We start from the raw sequence: 16,895 nt of genomic DNA, 5'->3' as shown, positions 1-16,895 counted from the left end.
TTGCTGCCTCTCACCAGTTCCACGAACGGTGCTCGGCCGATACGACAGGTCGGAGAGAACTTTCTTCGTCCTCAGGCGTTCGGATCGACCAGGTGCGCGCGGCGGCGGGACAGGTAGGCCGTCTCGGCCGGGTTCTGCGTCGCGGCGATCGCGGCGTCGTACTCCGTTCGCGCCTCGGCACTGCGCCCCAGCCTTCGCAGCAGGTCGGCGCGGGCGGCGTGCCAGGCGTGATAGCCGCTGAGGTCGAGCGAGTCGACGATCGCCAGGGCGACGTCGGGCCCGTCGAGCTCGGCGACGGCGACGGCACGGTTGAGCGCGATGATCGGCGTGGGGCTGACGGCGTACAGCTGGTCGTACAGCGCCACGATCTGCGACCAGTCGGTGTCGCGGTGATCCTGGGTGTCGGTGTGGACCGCGTTGATCGCGGCCATGATCTGGTACGCGCCAGGAGCCGCCGAGCCCGACGCGACGCGAGCGAGGCACTCGCGCACGAGCGCATGGCCCTCGGCGATGAGGGTGCGGTCCCAGCCGCTGCGGTCCTGCTCGTCGAGCGTCACGAGCTCCCCACCGGCGAACCGGGCGGTGCGCCGCGCCTCGCTGAGCAGCATCAGGGCGAGCAGGCCGGCCACCTCGCCCTCCTCGGGCAGGAGCTGCCGGAGGATGCGGCCCAGGCGAATCGCTTCGGCCGTCAGCTCGGTGCGCACGGGATCGTCGCCGGCGCTCGACAGGTAGCCCTCGTTGAACACGAGGTAGATGACTGCGAGCACAGCGCCGAGGCGATCGGTCACGTCGTCGCGCTCCGGCACGCGATAGGGGATGTGCGCGGCCTTGATCTTGGCCTTGGCGCGGGTGATGCGCTGCGCCATCGTCGTCTCGGCCACGAGGAACGCGCGGGCGATCTCCTCGACCGTGAGGCCGCCGAGCAGGCGCAGGGTCAGCGCCACGCGGGCCTCGGGAGCGAGGGCCGGGTGGCAGCAGGTGAAGACCAGCCGGAGCCGGTCGTCCTCGACCGGTCCGGTCGGTTCGTGGGGGGTGTCGTCGGTGATCATCATGGCCGCCTGGTGCTTGGTGTCACGCAGGGACTCGCGGCGGATACGGTCGATGGCGCCGTTGGCTGCAGTCGTGGTCAGCCAGCCGCCCGGGTTGGGTGGGATGCCGTCATCTGGCCAGCGTTCGACCGCCTTGACCAACGCCTCGGCCGCCGCGTCCTCGGCGATGTCGAGATCGCCGAATCGACGGGCGAGCGAAGCGACCACCCGGCCGTACTCCTCGCGGTAGATCCGGTCGATCTCCGCGCGCAGGTCCGAGCTCTGGGTCACTCGCCTGCGAACGGTCGGACCTCGACCTTGCCGCCGCAGGCCTTGGACGCCTCGGAGGCGATCTTGAGCGCGGCGTCGAGGTCGGGCGCCTCGATGACCCAGAAGCCACCGAGGTACTCCTTGGTCTCGGCGTACGGGCCATCGGTGACGATGACGTCGTTGCCGGTGCCGTCGACCGTCGTGGCGGTCTCGGGTCGTTCCAGGCCGCCGACGAAGACCCACGCATCGCTCTTGCGGAGCTTGTCGTTGAACCGGTCGGTCGCCTCGTACATCGGCTGGGCTTCCTCGAGCGGTGTGTCCCAGACCTCGGAGGGTCCGTGCACCGAAAGCAGGTACTGAGTCATGGTCTTTCCCTTCGTCGATGGTGGCCGGTCGACCGCCTCTACCCTCTCCACGAACGGGGCAGCTCGGATACGACACCGTGCACGGACAAGTTCACTCCGCCTGGAACGGGCGCACCTCGACCTTGCCGCCGCACGCCTCGGAAGCCTCGAGGGCGATGCGATGGGCGGTCTCGAGATCGGGCGCCTCGATGACCCAGAAACCGCCGAGGTACTCCTTGGTCTCGAGGTACGGCCCGTCGATGACGAGCGTCTGGCCGTTGGTGCCGTCGACCGTCGTCGCCGCCTCGATGCGTTCGAGGCCGCCACCGAAGACCCAGATGCCGTCGGCGACGAGCTTCTGGTTGAACCGGTCGACGGTCTCGAAGACGGGCTGCATCTCCTCGAAGGAGCGGTCGTAGTCGTCGGCGCTGGAGTGCACGGCAAGCAGGTACTGGGTCATGTCGTCAGCCTGTCGGATATCGGCGCGAGATGCCAGAGGCCCGGGGGTGCGGCGGCAGCTCAGGGACGGAGGCAAGCCTCCGCCGGGTCAGCTCGTAAGGCGACCAGCAAAGAACGCGAGGGCCCGGCGTCAGCCGGGCTCCTCGCGTTTCGGCGGAGGATAGGGGATTCGAACCCCTGAGAGCTTTCACTCAACCCGCTTTCCAAGCGAGCGCACTAGGCCACTATGCGAATCCTCCGCGGACGAGGTTACCGGTCCGGCATGGTTGCCGACGAATCGGTACGGCCGCGCCCGACTTGAGGGCGTACGCGGGCGCTCCGTATGATGGACGACAGCCCCTCGCGCGGCGACACATCACCCAACTCCCCCAGGGCCGGAAGGCAGCAAGGGTCAGTGAGCTCTGTCGGGTGCGCGAGGGGTCCTTTCATGCTCCGAGCGCGACGCCCCGCCACCGGAGGGATGGTGGCGGGGCGTCGCGGTCCGTGGGTCAGACGCCGACGAGCACGTCCTCGTTGAGCACCGGCTCGTCCTCGGCCTTGCGGAGTGCCGCCCATGCTGCGACCGCGCCGGCGACGACGAGGAGCCCGGCGATGACCAGACCGAAGCGGTAGCCGCCCAGGTACGCGTCGACCGGCGTGTGCCCCGAGGCGATGAGCGAGTCCTCGCGGCTGCTCAGGATGACGCCGATGACCGTGATGCCCAGCAGGCCCGCGAGCTCTCTCGACGTGTTGAACACGCCCGAGGCGACACCGGCCTGGTCCGCAGGCATGACGCCGAGGACCGTCGCCGTCAACGGGATGGTCAGACCGCCACCGATGCCGATCGCGATGAAGCTCGGCATCAGGTCCATCGCTCCGGCATCGGCTCCAAGGAGCGCCAGCGAGGCGATCGCGGTGCCCATCAGCGCCATGCCGAACGTCACCGATCGGTGGGCGCCGAAGCGGCGGGCGACACCTTCGGACGTTGCTGCAGCGACCGCCATGAACAACGCCATCGGCACGAAGGTCATGCCGGCGCGCGTGGGGGAGAAGCCCAGCACGCCCTGGAGGTAGAGCGACGTGAAGAAGTAGATCCCGAACAGCCCGAACGCCCACAGCATCAGCGACACGATCGCGCCGGTGAACACCCGGTCGCGGAACAGCGCCAGATCGACCATGGGATCGGTCGCCGTACGCTCGATCGACACGAACGCCGCTCCTGCTGCCGCGGCGACGACGAACGCCGCCATGATCGGCGTCGACGTCCACCCGCGGGAGATGCCCTCGATCAGGGCGTACGTCAGGGCCGAGAGCGCGATCGTGGAGGCCAGGAGTCCCGACAGGTCGAGCTTGCGGGTCACCGGATCGCGGGACTCGTCGATCGCCCACGTGGCGATGCCCGCGGTGATCAGGCCGAGCGGGACATTGATGAAGAAGATCCATTCCCAGGCGACGTGCTCGCTCAGCAGGCCGCCGAGCAGCGGCCCCGCGGCGAGGGCCAGGGCGCCGACGGCGCCCCAGATGCCGACCGCGACGTTGCGTTCGCGCTTGTCGGTGAACGTGGCAGAGATGATGGCCAGCGTCGTCGGGGTGAGCAGCGCTGCGCCGACGCCCTGCACCGCGCGACTGGCGATCAGCGTGCCGACGTCGCCGGAGAGGCCGGCAGCGAGAGAGGCGAGCGTGAACACGCCGAGGCCGACGAGGAACAGGCGACGGCGACCGAACAGGTCCGCGAGTCGTCCGCCGACGAGCATGAGGCCGGCGAACGTGAGGATGTACGAGCTGACGATCCATTCCATGCCGGAGGTCGTCAGGTGCAGGTCCCGCTCGATGACCGGGATCGCCACGTTGATGATGTTGTTGTCGAGGTATGTCATGAACGTCGCAAGCGCGACGGCCACGAGAGCCCAGATGTTCCTGCGGTCGTTCATGACCACTCCTTTACGTTGTAAATGTACGACGTAAAGGAATCATGTATGCCGTATAGTTGTCAACTGTGAAGCCCAAGAACTCGCTCAATCCGGCCCTCGTCGTCGAACGCGCCCTCGCGATCGTCGATGCCGAAGGACTCGACGCGCTGACTGTCCGCAAGGTCGCTGACGCGTTCGGCGTGACGCCGATGGCGCTCTACTGGCACTTCGCCAACAAGGAGGCGTTGCTCGCCGCCGTCGGCGACGCCGTGGTGTCGTCCCTCCGGATCCCCGACGAGGACCTGCCGCTGGAGGACTACCTCCGCGAGGCCATGACGTCGCTCGTGGATGTCATGCGCGCCCACCCCAGCGCGTCTCCGCTCGTGGCTCAGCAGATCATGCAGGCCGAGGTGGGCCGTGACCTGACCGAGCGGTTCCTCGACAAGCTCTCCATTGCGGGGTTCGACGTCGAGCGTTCAGCGGCGGTGGCGCACTACACGTTGCAGATCGCGATGACGCTCGTCAGCCGGGAGCCGGGCGCGGAGCTCGCGTTCAAGCCCGAGCGGCGACAGGAGGAGCTCGACCGCAAACGGGCGATGCTCACGTCGCTGCCCGAGGACCGCTACCCGCGCCTCCGCGCAGCCGCCGACGCGATGATCGAGTGCGCCAACACCGACGAGTACTACTCCGACGGCATCGCCATCTTCGTCGCCGGCGTCATGGCCGACGCAAAGGCGCTCGCCCGGGCCTGAGGTCGCGCTGCCTTGGGCGGTGACCTAGGTCGAACCCGCGACCTCCGCGTTCGACCAGGGCCACCGCGTCAGATCGACGGTTCGACCTGGGCCACCGCCTCGGGGGAAGGGTTCGACCTAGGTCACCGCCCAAGGCTCAGGGCAGGGGCTCGACGACGCCGTGGTCGCCGAGGGTCGACACGAGCCGGTTGAGGTGGTGCCGGCCGTCGCCGAGGGCGTGGTCGATCGCGGTGAGGCGGCTCGTGTAGTGCCCGACGCTGTACTCCGCGGTCATGCCGATGCCACCGTGCAGCTGGATCGCCTCTTGGCCAATGTGCCGGCCCGCCTTGCTGACCTGCAGCTTGGCGCGTGAGGCGGCCTCCGTTGCGTCGCCGCCGTCGAGCAGGACCAGCGTCGCCCACGTGACGGTGCTGCGTGCGAGCTCCAGTGAGACGTACATGTCGGCCGCCCGGAACGTGAGCGCCTGGAACGTCATGAGCGGGACGCCGAACTGCTTGCGCGTCTTGAGGTACTCGGTCGTCGTACGCAGCGCGGTCTCCATCGCCCCGAGCGACTCGTGCCCGTACGCGATCTGGGCCCGCGCCACGGTCGCTGCGATGACGGCCGACTGGTCGGCGCCCGGCTCGCCCAGAGGCGTCGCCGGGGTGTTGGCGAAGCCGACGTGGGCCGCGCGGCCACCGTCGAACGTGGTGTAGCCCGTACGCGTGAGGCCCTCGGCGTCGGGCTTCACCAGGAAGAGTCCGGTGCCGCCGTCGACAGCGGCGCTGACGATCAGCAGGTCGGCTCGTGCGCCGCCGAGCACGGGCTCCTTGACGCCGTTGAGCGTCCAGGAGTCGCCGCTGCCCGATGCCGTGACGCCGGTGGCCGTGAGCTCGTAGCGCGACGCGGGCTCGGTGTGCGCGAACGCCGGCACCAGGCCGCCCTCGGCCAGCGAGCCCAGGATCTCGGCGCGCTGCTCGGGCGTACCCGCAGCGGCAACGAGACCGCCGGCCAGCACGACGGCCTCGACGAACGGCTCGGGTGCGATGACCCGCCCGATCTCCTCGGCGACGATCGACACCTCGGCCGGACCGGCGCCCATGCCGCCGTCCTCCTCGGCGAAGGGCAGGCCCAGGACGCCCATCTCGGCGAGCTGCTGCCAGGTCTTGTCACCCCAGCCCGGGTCCTGCTTCGTCACCTCACGGCGGGTCTCGGACGTGTCGTACGCCTTGGACAGCAGGCCGCGTACGGCGTCGCGCAGGGCCTCTTGCTCGGAGTCCAACTGGAAGTCCATGTCAGCCCCTCAGTCCCAGGATCGTGCCGGCGATGATCTGTCGTTGCACCTCGTTGGATCCGCCGTAGATCGACGCCTTGCGGAAGTTGAGGTAATTGGGTGTCGCGACGCGCGCCAGGTCGGGGACGTCCGATCCGTCGCCGGCGCCCGACGCCAGCGCCAGGGGGCCGGCGAGGTCGACGAACAGCTCGGTGACGGCCTGCTGCAGCTCGGTGCCGCGCAGCTTGAGCACGGACGAGGCGGGGTGCGGCTTGCCGTCGGCGGAGTTGGCGACGACCCGCAGGGCGGTCAGCTCCAGCGCCAGGATCTCGTTCTCGAGGTCGGCGATCTGGGCGGCGACCAGCGGGTCCTCGAGCAGCGACGTGCCACCCGGGCCGGCGGTCCTGGCGAACTCCTTGGCCTGCGACAGCGTGCGCTTGGTCGAGCCGACCGGTGCGACGCCGACGCGTTCGTTGCCGAGCAGGAACTTGGCGTAGTCCCAGCCCTTGTTCTCCTCGCCGACGAGGTTCTCGGCGGGCACGCGGACGTTCTCGAACCACACCTCGTTGACCTCGTGGCCGCCGTCGATGAGCTCGATCGGTCGGACCGTGACGCCGGGGGAGGACATGTCGATCAGCAGGAACGAGATGCCGGCCTGCTTCTTGACCGAGGGGTCGGTGCGGACCAGCGTGAAGATCCAGTCGCCGTACTGGCCGAGCGTGGTCCAGGTCTTCTGGCCGTTGACGAGGTAGTCGTCGCCGTCACGCACCGCGGTGGTCCGCAGCGATGCGAGGTCGGAGCCGGCATCGGGCTCGGAGAACCCCTGCGACCACCAGATGTCAAGGTTGGCGGTCTTGGGCAGGAAGCGTTCCTTGATCTCCTGCGAGCCGAACGCGGCGATGACCGGGCCGACCATCGAGGCGTTGAACGGCAGCGGTGGAGGTACGTTCGCGAGCTGCATCTCCTCGTGCCAGATGTGGCGCTGGAGCGGGGTCCAGTCCTTGCCGCCCCACTCGACGGGCCAGTTGGGCACGGCGATGCCGGCGGCGTTCATGGCCTGCACGGACGCGACGATCTGCTCCTTGCTGAGCTCGCGGCGCGCGGCGACCGTGTCGCGGACGTCCTGCGGGATCTGCGTCGTGAAGAAGGTGTGCATCTCCTCGCGGAAGGCTGCGTCCTCGTCTGACAGCTGAAGTTTCATGTACGACTCCTCGGCGATCGCGCCACGCGGCGCACCGCGAGTCTAGTGCTGTCGAGAACTTTATTCACATCGAGTGCATGTTTCCTCGCTTGACCGCCTTGCGGACCGCCCGGGCCCGCAGCGGACCGACCAGGCGGGGCCCGGCGAGGCGCTGCTCGAGGCGGCGGGCCTCGCGGCGTAGGGGCTGCGCGACGTACTCACCGAGGATGACGCCCGCTGCCAGCGAGATCGCGATCGCGGCAGCCGTGATCATCTGCAGGATGCCGGTGTAGTCGTCGGCACCGAGGAGGGACAGGCCCCGATAGATCGAGAGGCCGGGCAGCAGCGGCACGATGCCCGACACGACGATGACGAGCGGGGGCACGTCCGCGCGGCCGGCCACCGTGTAGGAGACGAGTCCGATGAAGATCGCCGCGATCCCGGCCGGCCACGCGCGACCGAGGTCGTTCTCCGAGAGCACGAGGTAGATGCCCGAGGCGATGCCGGCGATCGCCGCGATCGGCAGCAGGACCCGGCTCGGCGCGTACGCGGCGAAGGCGAACGCGCCCGCGCTGAGGGCGCCGCCGGCGACGACGAGCGGGAAGTGAGAGAGCCCTGCGGCGCCTGGGTCGAGGTTGATGTCGACGCCGAGGAGTCGACCGACCGTGAGACCGCCGCTGACCCCGACGATGACGCCCACGGTCGAGATCATGACCTCGAGGATGCGGGCGACGGCGGTGACGTAGAAGTCCGTCAGCGCGTCCTGGATCGCACCGATGAAGCCGAGCCCGGCGAGCAGCATGACGATGCTCGCGGTGATGACGAGCGACGGATCGGTGGAGATGTCGGCAGCGGAGGCGCCCACGGCGAGCAAGGAGGCGAACAGCCCGCCGGCGACCTGGGCGTAGAAGAACGGCAGCCGGAGGCGCGAGAGCCAGCGCTGCAGCACCTCGAGGCAGATCGCGGCGATCGCGGCGATCAGGACGACGATCCAGTCGCCGCCGATCAGCATCGCGACGCCGGCGCCGATGGCGCCCCAGCTGAGCGTCACGGCCCACCTCGGCGTCCGGTGACCCGTGGAGGCGATCTGGGCCAGCCGGATCCGTGCCTCGTCGAGGTCGATCTCGTCCGACAGCAGGTCGCGCACGAGGTGGTCGACCCGCGTCAGGTCGTCGAAGTCGGTCTCACGCTGCTTGACGTGCCGGGTCGCCGTGACGGCCGGCTCGTCGGGCGCCGACTGATAGCTCATGTGCACCGTCGTGAACGTGACGTCGACGAGCGCCTGCCGCATGCCGAGGTGGTGCGCGATCGACGACATCGTGGCGGTGACGTCGGCTGCACCGGCGCCGTTCGCCAGGAGCATGTCGCCCACGCGCAGGGCGACGTCGAGCGTGCGCTGGATCTCACGTGTCTCGGTCACCCGTCCCATACTGTTGGACCCGACGTCCGTGTCCAAACGAGGAGCGATGAATGACCGAGTGGATCCCCGACGAGCTGGGCGAGGGCTACGAGCAGCACACGATCCCGCTCGGGGCCGATCCCGACGGCGAGGGCCAGGTCGAGGCCACGCTGGTGCGGCGCGTGCCCTCCGAGTCGTACGAGTCGGCAGTGCTCTACGTGCACGGGTTCAGCGACTACTTCTTCCAGCGCGAGCTCGCCGAGTTCTTCGCCGAGCGGGGTTTTGCGTTCTACGCCCTCGACCTGCGCAAGTGCGGCCGCTCCCGGCGTGAGGGGCAGATGGGGCACTACGTCTCCGACCTCGCGCTCTACGACGCGGAGCTCGACCAGTCGCTGGCGATCATCCGCGAGGAGACCGGAGACAAGCCGGTCGTGCTGTCGGCCCATTCGACGGGCGGCCTGGTCCTGGCGCTGTGGCTCGATCGACTCAACAAGCAGCCGGGTGGCAGCAAGGGCGCCGGCATCGCCGGGCTGGTGCTCAACAGCCCGTGGTTCGACCTCCAGGGCGCGCCGTGGATGCGCACGGTCGGCACCAAGGCGATCGCGGCGGTGGCCCGGGTCAAGCCCAAGTCGATCATCAAGCTGCCGCACACGGACGCGTACGGCAGCAGCCTGCACGTCAGTGCCCACGGCGAGTGGGACTTCAACACGGCGTTCAAGCCGCTCGAGGGGTTCCCCGTGTCGTTCGGCTGGCTGACCGCGATCCGTCGTGCGCACGCGAAGCTGCACAAGGGGCTCGACGTCGGTGTCCCGTCGCTGGTGCTGCGCTCGACGCGGACGCGGTTCGCGCGGACCTACAACGAGGATGTCGCGACGGCCGATGCCGTCCTCGACGTCAAGCAGATCGCCCGGTGGTCGGGCTGCCTCGGCGACCAGGTCACGGTCGTCCCGATCGACGGGGCCAAGCACGACGTCTTCATCTCGCGGGAGGAACCGCGCAAGGCTGCCTACGCCGCGGTGGACGACTGGCTGCGGGTCAAGCAGCTCGTCGGCTCGTGAGGATCCATCACGTCCAGGTCGCCTGCCCGCCGGGTGGCGAGGATGCGGCGCGCCGGTTCTACGTCGACGGGCTCGGCATGACCGAGGTCGACAAGCCGGCCAACCTGGCCGGTCGCGGTGGCTGCTGGTTCCGGTCGGGCACCCGCGGCGCGGTGACGGCCGAGATCCACGTCGGCGTCGAGGCGGAGTTCGTGCCGGCCCGCAAAGCACATCCCGCGGTCGTGCTCGGCTCGGTCACCGAGCTCGAGCAGCGAGCCGCAGGGTTGCTTGCGGCCGGGTTCGACGTCGACTGGTCCGAACGTACGACCTTCGACGGGTTCGAGCGGTTCCACACCGCAGACGGCAACGGCAACCGGGTCGAGGTCATGGCCCACGCCACGTAGGGCGTACGAACAGCGCCGAGGCCGCCGCTGTGGCGACGAACATCGCTGCGGTGCCGAGCCCGAGCGCATGCATGCCGCTGACGAACGCGGAGGGTCTGTTGGCCGGACCAGCCACGGCACCGTAGACCGCGATGCCGATCGCACCGCCGGCCTGGCGCGCGGTGTTGTTGACACCGGAGGCGAGGCCGGCCCTGCTCTCGTCGACAGCCGCCACGGCTGCGGCGACGACCGCCGGCGTGAGGATCCCCAGCCCGACGCCCCAGGCCAGCAGCGAGGGGAACACCATGGCGTACGTCGTGGTGCTCGACCAGCCGCCGATCAGGGCGAAGCCGACAGCAGCCGTGAGGAGCCCGGCGACCATCGGAACGCCAGGGCCGAGGCGCCCGGTGAGCCGGCCGCTCAATGGGGCCAGGACGACCAAGGGGACGAACAGCGGCAGCAGGGCGACGCCCGCCTCCAGCGCGCTGCGATCCTGAATGGTCTGGAGGTATGCGGTCAGCAGGAACAGCATCCCGAGCGTGCCGAGGTTCATGACCCCGGCCGCGCCGTTGGCGGCGACGAACGCGGGACGCCGCCACAGCGCAGGCGGCAGCATCGGGTGCGCGCTGCGGCGCTCGACCCCCACGAACCCGACGAGGGCCGCTCCAGCAACGACAGCGGCGAGCAGGGTGAGTGGCCGTGCCCCGACGTGTCCCGCCTCGATCACGGCCAGCGTCATCCCGGCGAGCGTGACGGCGCCCAACACCGTGCCTGCGCGGTCGAGGCGGGCGGTGGACCGGGTGACGCTCGCCGGCACGACACGGTGGGCCACGATCCACGCGACCAGGATGATCGGGAGGTTGACCGCGAAGATCGCTCGCCAGCCCACCGCCTGCACGAGCACACCGCCCAGCAGCGGTCCGGCGGGCAGGGCGAGGCTGCCGATGCCCGCCCACACGCCGATGGCGCGGGCCTGAGGCTGGCGTGCTGGGTACGCCTCGGCGATCACGGCGAGGGTCCCCGGCAGCAGGAGCGCCGCCCCGACACCTTGCGCGACGCGTGAGCCGATGAGGAAGCCGGGCGCAGGCGCCACCGCGCAGGCGACCGACGCGATGCCGAACACCGACAGCCCGGCGAGCACGATCCGACGGTGGCCCAGCCGGTCGCCGACGACTCCGCTCGCCAGCAGGAGGGCGGCGAACGGCACGGCGTACCCGTCGACGACCCACTGCAGCCCGGCGACGCTCGTGCCGAGGTCGTCGCCGAGACGCGGCAGGGCGACGTTGACGATCGTGACATCGAGCAGCACGAGGAAGTAGCCGGCGCACATCACGACCAGGACGAGGCGAGGGGATCGTTCCGTCATGCCTTCCATGGTTGCCCGCCGACGCTTCCGTCGCCGTGGAAGCATCGCGGGGGCACGATGGACAGATGGAGACCACGACCGCCATCCACCGCGGTGACGCGGATGTCGCGCACGTCGCTGCGTTGTTCGCCGATCGCACGCGCGCCCGAGTGCTGGTCGCCCTCGCCGACGGCCGGTCGCTGCCGGCCGGCGTCCTCGCCACCGAGGCCGGCGTCTCGGCCCAAGCCGCCAGCGCCCAGCTCGCGCGTCTGCGCGAGGGCGGGCTGATCGACGTCGAGCAGTCGGGCCGGCACCGCTACTACCGGCTCGCGTCCGACCAGGTCGCGACGATCCTCGAGGCGCTCGCCGTGATCGCACCGACCGAGCCGGTGCGCTCGCTGCGAGAGGGCACCCGAGCAGCAGCACTCCGCCGCGCGCGCACCTGCTACGACCACCTGGCCGGCCGGCTCGGCTGCGCCGTGACGACCGCACTGCTCGAGCGCGAGGCGCTGGTGCGTACGGATGAAGGTACGACGACCGAGCGCCGACCCCGCGACCACCTGTCCTCGCGCGTCGCGGACGCGCCGTACGAGCTGGGGCCGGCCGCGACCGATGTGCTGGCCGCGCTGGGCCTGCCGCACGATGCCGCGAGCCCTGCAGGTGCGCGACCTCTGCTCAGGTTCTGCGTCGACTGGAGCGAGCAGCGGCACCACCTCGGTGGGCGGCTGGGGGCCGATCTCCTGACCCGGTTCCTCGCCGCTGGATGGGTCGCTCGCCGGCCGCGACACCGGGCTGTCGACCTCACCGAGCTCGGCGCGGATCGCCTGAAGTCCCTGATCGGCGTCGAGATCGCCTGAGGTCGCACGCAGGGTACGATCGGGCCGTAGGCGATGTCGTCCGGGGTGGTTAGGCTCTACTCCGTGGATGCCCCTCTTGCCCTTTACCGCCGCTACCGGCCGGAGACGTTCGCCGAGGTGATCGGGCAGGATCACGTGACCGAGCCGCTGCGCCACGCGCTCGCCGCCAACCGGGTCAATCACGCCTACCTCTTCTCCGGTCCGCGAGGCTGCGGCAAGACGACCAGTGCCCGCATCCTGGCCCGCGCGCTCAACTGCGAGAAGGCGCCGATCGCCGACCCGTGCGGCGAGTGCCAGAGCTGCCGCGACCTGGCGCGCGGCGGGCCCGGCAGCATCGACGTCATCGAGATCGACGCGGCCAGCCACGGCGGTGTCGACGATGCGCGGGATCTGCGCGAGCGGGCGTTCTTCGCCCCGGTCAACAGCCGCTACAAGGTCTACATCATCGACGAGGCGCACATGGTGTCGCCGCAGGGCTTCAACGCGCTGCTCAAGCTCGTCGAGGAGCCGCCGCCGCACCTGCGCTTCATCTTCGCCACGACCGAGCCCGACAAGGTCATCGGCACGATCCGCTCGCGCACGCACCACTACCCGTTCCGGCTGGTGCCGCCCAAGACTCTGGGCGACTACCTCCTGCAGCTGTGCGAGGCCGAGCACGTCGCGCTCCAGCCCAACGCGCTGCCCCTGGTCGTCCGCGCGGGTCAGGGCTCGGTGCGTGACACCCTCAGCGTGCTCGACCAGCTCCTCGGTGGCGCCGGTCCGGAGGGGGTGACCTACGACCTCGCGGTGCAGCTTCTCGGCTACACCCCGGACTCGCTGCTCGACGAGGTCGTCGATGCGTTCGCCGCGAGCGACGGCTCGACCGTGTTCGGCGTCGTCGACAAGGTCATCGAGTCGGGCCAGGACCCGCGCCGGTTCGCCGAGGACCTGCTGCAGCGCCTGCGCGACCTCGTGATCGTCGCGGCGGTGCCCGACGCGCTGTCCAAGGGTCTGCTCGACGTACCGGGTGATCGTGCGGAACGCCTGCTGAGCCAGGCCAGCAACTTCGGTCCCTCGGAGCTCACCCGTGCCGCCGACATCGTCAACGCCGCACTGATCGAGTTCCGCGGCGCCACGGCGCCACGGTTGCTCCTCGAGCTGATGTGCGCACGGATCCTCGTGCCCGGCTCCGACAACTCCGCCCAGGGGTTCCAGGCCCGGCTCGACCGGCTCGAGCGCCGGCTCTCGATCGACGGCGGCGCGCCCGCCCCGGCGCAGGCGGCTGTCCCGCAGGCATCCCGTCCACCGGTCGTCGAGCCTGTCGAAGCGACACCAGCTCCCGTGGCTGAGCCCGTCGCCGAGAAGCCGGCTCCCGTCGCAGCGCCGGTAGCCGAGATACCTGCTCCGGAACCGCCTGTCCTTGAGCCTGGGGGCAGCCCCACGAGCTCTTCGAGTAGGGGGAGCGAAAGGACGCCAGACCCAGACGCACAGGTCCTTTCGACAAGCTCAAGGACCGAGGAGCCGGCACCTCAGCCAGCGGATCCGATGCCCGCCAACGGCACCCTCACGATTGCCGACGTACGCCGCCTGTGGCCCGAGATCCTCGACAAGATCCGCGACCTGCGGCGCTTCGCCTGGGTCATGCTCAGCCAGAACGCCCAGGTCACCGGTCTCGACGGGTCGACGCTGACGATCGCGCTGGTCAACGCCGGCGCCCGCGACTCGTTCATCAACAGCCGGTCCGAGGAGTACGTCCAGCAGGCGTTGCACGCGGTCCTCGGCGTCACTTGGAAGATCGAGGCGATCGTCGACCCGAGTGCCCGACCCGGTGCCGGCAGCTCCGACGAGCCGGAGTCCCCGGACCCGGCGCCCGCAGCGCCCCGCAAGGGGGTCTCGGCGCCCGAGTCCGTACGCGAGGCGCTCCGTGACCCGGTCACCCCCGAGACGCGCGAGGACCCCGATGCCTCGGCCACCCGCGACGACCCCGTCGTGGACCACGAGGAGATCGATCCCGAGGACCTCCTGAGCCGGGAGCTGGGGGCGCACGTCATTGACGAGTCCCGCCACGACTGACCACGGCCTCGGCCGCACCCGGCTCGACCTCGACCTCGACCCGCTCGACGTCCTGCGGTTGTTCCGCGGCCGCGACCGGCTCGTCGCACTGCTCGGTGCCTGGCACCACGGCGAGGCGCTCATCGCGTTCGACCCCGTCGCGGTGCTCGAGGGTGACCCGTTCACCGGCATCGACCTCGAGCCATTGGCATCCGGCGTCGGGGGTTTCGGCGGCGGCTGGATCGGTGCTTGGGGCTATCAGCTCGGCCGGCTCGTCGAGGACCTGCCGCCGGCACCGCACCGCCCGATCGAGCAGCCCGATCACCGCATCGCGTTCTACGACCACGTCCTCCGGCGCACCGACGGCACGTGGTGGCTGGAGTCGCTGACGCCCGACGCCGAGCGTGACGCCCGGATCGTCGAGACGCTACGAGGCAGCGCAGCGGACGCACAGTCGTACGAGGTGGGCAGGTTCGAGATGTCCCCGACGCCCGACGCGCACCGGGCGGCGCTCGCCACCGTGCTGGAGCACATCGCCGCGGGCGACATCTTCCAGGCCAACCTGTGCACCCGGCTCGAGGCGCCGTTCAGCGGCGACCCGCTCGACGTGTTCTGCACCGGCGTCGCCGCGCTGCACCCGGCGTACGCCGCCTACGTGTCGAGCCCCGAGGGGGCGCTGGTGAGCTTCTCGCCGGAGCTGTTCCTCCGCCGCACCGGCGACGAGGTGTTGAGCTCGCCGATCAAGGGCACCGCGTCGCTGGACACCGATCCGGACGAGCTCGTGGCCTCGGCCAAGAACCGCGCGGAGAACATCATGATCGTCGACCTGATGCGCAACGACCTCGGCCGCGTCAGTGTGCCCGGCTCGGTCCGTGTCCCGGCCATCACCCGGGCGGAGCGGCACGCGGTCTGGCACCTCGTGTCCGACGTCGTGGGCCATGTCGCCCACGATGTACGTGACTCCGAGCTGCTGCGCGCGACGTTCCCGCCGGGCTCGGTCACGGGGGCGCCCAAGGTGCGCGCCATGGAGCTCATCAACGACCTCGAGGCCACCGGGCGTGAGGCCTACACCGGCGCGATCGGGCACGTCAGCCCTGCCGCGGGTCTCGAGCTCAACGTCGTCATCCGCACGTTCGAGTTCTCCGGTGACCGGGTGTGGCTCGGCGTCGGCGGCGGTGTCGTGGCGGACTCGACGCCCGAGGGTGAGTACGCCGAGTGCCTCGTCAAGGCGCGTCCGCTGATCGACGCCATCGGGGGAGTCCTCGAGCTCACCGCCGAGGCTCCGGGCCTCGACGAGCCGCCGACGCCTGGCAGCTCGGAGCCCGCCGCGACGGTCGACGTGTCGCTCGGCATCTATGACACGTTGCTGGTCGAGCACGGTCGCGTCGCCGACCTCGAGGCCCACCTCGCGCGTCTCGACGCCAGCGTTCGCGCGGTCTACGGCACGACGATCCGCGCCGGCCTCGACGACGCGGTGCTGCGCCGGACCGCGCGGCTCACGGGTCGCCAGCGGGTGCGGGTCGAAGCCGTGCCGAGAGACGGCGGCGTCGTGGTGACGATGAGCAGCCGGGTCATCGACGACGACGCCGACGCGTGGAGGTTGACGCCACGCACCCTCGAAGGCGGCTTCGGGCAGCACAAGTGGGCCGACCGAAGCGCCCTGGCCTGGGACGGCGCGCCCGATCGCGACCTGCTGCTGCTCGCCGAGGACGGGGCGATCCTCGAGACGGCCCGCGCCAACGTGTTCGTCGTGCACGACGACGGGGTCCACACACCGCCGACCGACGGACGCATCCTGCCCGGCACCGCCCGTGCTCGCCTCATCGAGATCCTGCGCGAGGCCTCCGTGCCGGTGTTCCAACGCCGGCTCACGGTCGACGACCTGACGGCGGCCACCGAGGTGTTCGTCAGCAACTCGCTCCGGGGCGTCGTGCCCGTCCTCTCGTGCGAAGGGATCGCGTCGTGGCCCGTCGGGCGTACGACGACGTGGCTCCGTGACGAGCTCCGCGGCTTCTGGGGCAGTGACCATGAGCGAGGCGCAACCCCGCGACAAGCCAGGTCCTCACCGCCGACGCGGGCCACGGTGCTGTTCATCGACAATTACGACTCGTTCGTCTACAACCTCGTCCAGTACGCCGGCGAGCTCGGCGCGCAGGCCGAGGTCATCCGCAACGACGCCGTCACGGTCGACGAGCTCGTCGCGGCGCGGGCACGCGGCGACTTCACCCACCTCGTCGTCTCGCCGGGCCCCGGCACGCCGTCCGACGCCGGCATCAGCATCGAGGCGGTCCGCCGGCTCGGCCCGACGACGCCGATCCTCGGGGTGTGCCTCGGCCACCAGGCGATCGGCGAGGCCTATGGGGCGACGGTCGTCCGCGCACCGGAGGTCGTCCACGGCAAGCCGTCCCTGGTGCACCACGACGGCAGAGGCGTCTACGCCGGGCTGCCGACGCCGCTCGTCTGTGCCCGCTACCACTCGCTCGTGATCGATCCCGCGACGTTGCCCCACGAGCTCGAGGCGACCGCCCACACGGCGTCCGGCATCGTCATGGGGGTCCGTCACCGCAGCCATCCGGTCGAGGGCGTGCAGATGCATCCCGAATCCATCCTCACGGCGCGCGGCCACGAGATGCTCCAGTCCTTCCTCGGTTCCGTAGACTGATCCCCTT

Annotated in this window: 14 protein-coding genes, 1 tRNA gene and 1 other RNA gene; 7 read left to right on the top strand and 9 right to left on the bottom strand. The window is 70.3% G+C overall.

Annotation, left to right across the window (positions count from 1 at the left end; genetic code table 11):
- Nucleotides 1–71: 71 nt before the first annotated feature.
- The 4 genes from ASC61_RS05320 to ASC61_RS05305 form a co-directional block, all read right to left on the bottom strand.
- Nucleotides 72–1,319 carry an RNA polymerase sigma factor gene (locus ASC61_RS05320; protein ID WP_056210210.1) on the bottom strand — a complete coding sequence of 416 codons (1,248 nt, stop codon included), beginning with the start codon at nt 1,317–1,319 and terminating at the stop codon, nt 72–74.
- The gene (locus ASC61_RS05315) at nt 1,316–1,663 is read right to left on the bottom strand and encodes a YciI family protein (RefSeq protein ID WP_056210207.1); all 348 of its coding nucleotides are present in this window, start codon (nt 1,661–1,663) and stop codon (nt 1,316–1,318) included. The genes ASC61_RS05320 and ASC61_RS05315 overlap by 4 nt, the downstream gene beginning before the upstream one ends.
- A 91-nt stretch (nt 1,664–1,754) precedes the next feature.
- Complete coding sequence (locus ASC61_RS05310; RefSeq protein WP_056210205.1) at nt 1,755–2,102, bottom strand: YciI family protein; 348 nt, start codon at nt 2,100–2,102, stop codon at nt 1,755–1,757.
- Between the two features lie 153 nt (nt 2,103–2,255).
- Nucleotides 2,256–2,340 (bottom strand) — tRNA-Ser (locus ASC61_RS05305).
- 92 nt (nt 2,341–2,432) lie between these two features.
- Between ASC61_RS05305 and ffs the strand changes: the two genes are divergently transcribed.
- Nucleotides 2,433–2,529: signal recognition particle sRNA small type (gene ffs, locus ASC61_RS19315), an RNA gene on the top strand.
- 60 nt (nt 2,530–2,589) lie between these two features.
- Here the strand turns inward: ffs and ASC61_RS05300 are convergent.
- Nucleotides 2,590–4,011, bottom strand: coding sequence for an MFS transporter (locus ASC61_RS05300; protein ID WP_056210203.1), 1,422 nt, complete (start codon nt 4,009–4,011; stop codon nt 2,590–2,592).
- 65 nt (nt 4,012–4,076) lie between these two features.
- On the opposite strand from ASC61_RS05300, the gene ASC61_RS05295 reads away from it, so the two are divergent.
- The gene (locus tag ASC61_RS05295) at nt 4,077–4,742 is read left to right on the top strand and encodes a TetR/AcrR family transcriptional regulator (protein WP_056210201.1); all 666 of its coding nucleotides are present in this window, start codon (nt 4,077–4,079) and stop codon (nt 4,740–4,742) included.
- A 136-nt stretch (nt 4,743–4,878) separates the two neighbouring features.
- On the opposite strand, the gene ASC61_RS05290 is transcribed toward ASC61_RS05295, so the two are convergent.
- The 3 genes from ASC61_RS05290 to ASC61_RS05280 all read right to left on the bottom strand — a co-directional run bounded on the left by ASC61_RS05290 (nt 4,879) and on the right by ASC61_RS05280 (nt 8,603).
- Nucleotides 4,879–6,015, bottom strand: coding sequence for an acyl-CoA dehydrogenase family protein (locus ASC61_RS05290; RefSeq protein ID WP_056210199.1), 1,137 nt, complete (start codon nt 6,013–6,015; stop codon nt 4,879–4,881).
- A gap of 1 nt (nt 6,016) precedes the next feature.
- A complete protein-coding gene (locus ASC61_RS05285; protein WP_056210196.1) occupies nt 6,017–7,195 on the bottom strand; it encodes an acyl-CoA dehydrogenase family protein in 1,179 nt (392 codons plus the stop codon).
- A 64-nt stretch (nt 7,196–7,259) separates the two neighbouring features.
- Nucleotides 7,260–8,603, bottom strand: a complete 1,344-nt coding sequence (locus ASC61_RS05280) for a threonine/serine ThrE exporter family protein (protein WP_056210194.1) — start codon at nt 8,601–8,603, stop codon at nt 7,260–7,262.
- Between the two features lie 41 nt (nt 8,604–8,644).
- On the opposite strand from ASC61_RS05280, the gene ASC61_RS05275 reads away from it, so the two are divergent.
- Complete coding sequence (locus ASC61_RS05275) at nt 8,645–9,631, top strand: alpha/beta hydrolase (protein WP_056210191.1); 987 nt, start codon at nt 8,645–8,647, stop codon at nt 9,629–9,631.
- Complete coding sequence (locus ASC61_RS05270; protein ID WP_056210189.1) at nt 9,628–10,014, top strand: VOC family protein; 387 nt, start codon at nt 9,628–9,630, stop codon at nt 10,012–10,014. Before ASC61_RS05275 ends, ASC61_RS05270 begins: the two co-directional genes overlap by 4 nt.
- On the opposite strand, the gene ASC61_RS05265 is transcribed toward ASC61_RS05270, so the two are convergent.
- Entirely contained in the window at nt 9,995–11,359 is a 1,365-nt protein-coding gene (locus ASC61_RS05265) for an MFS transporter (protein WP_056210187.1), read from the bottom strand. The genes ASC61_RS05270 and ASC61_RS05265 overlap by 20 nt on opposite strands.
- 65 nt (nt 11,360–11,424) lie before the next feature.
- Between ASC61_RS05265 and ASC61_RS05260 the strand changes: the two genes are divergently transcribed.
- The 3 genes from ASC61_RS05260 (at nt 11,425) to ASC61_RS05250 (ending at nt 16,888) form a co-directional block, all read left to right on the top strand.
- Nucleotides 11,425–12,195 carry an ArsR/SmtB family transcription factor gene (locus ASC61_RS05260; protein ID WP_056210184.1) on the top strand — a complete coding sequence of 257 codons (771 nt, stop codon included), beginning with the start codon at nt 11,425–11,427 and terminating at the stop codon, nt 12,193–12,195.
- A gap of 63 nt (nt 12,196–12,258) precedes the next feature.
- A complete protein-coding gene (locus ASC61_RS05255) occupies nt 12,259–14,247 on the top strand; it encodes a DNA polymerase III subunit gamma and tau (protein ID WP_235503490.1) in 1,989 nt (662 codons plus the stop codon).
- The gene (locus ASC61_RS05250) at nt 14,225–16,888 is read left to right on the top strand and encodes an aminodeoxychorismate synthase component I (RefSeq protein WP_082530477.1); all 2,664 of its coding nucleotides are present in this window, start codon (nt 14,225–14,227) and stop codon (nt 16,886–16,888) included. Before ASC61_RS05255 ends, ASC61_RS05250 begins: the two co-directional genes overlap by 23 nt.
- The last annotated feature ends 7 nt before the right edge of the window (nt 16,889–16,895 follow it).

The organism is Aeromicrobium sp. Root344 (assembly GCF_001425755.1).
Lineage (GTDB): Bacteria > Actinomycetota > Actinomycetes > Propionibacteriales > Nocardioidaceae > Aeromicrobium.
This window is presented reverse-complemented; position numbering and strand designations above follow the sequence as displayed.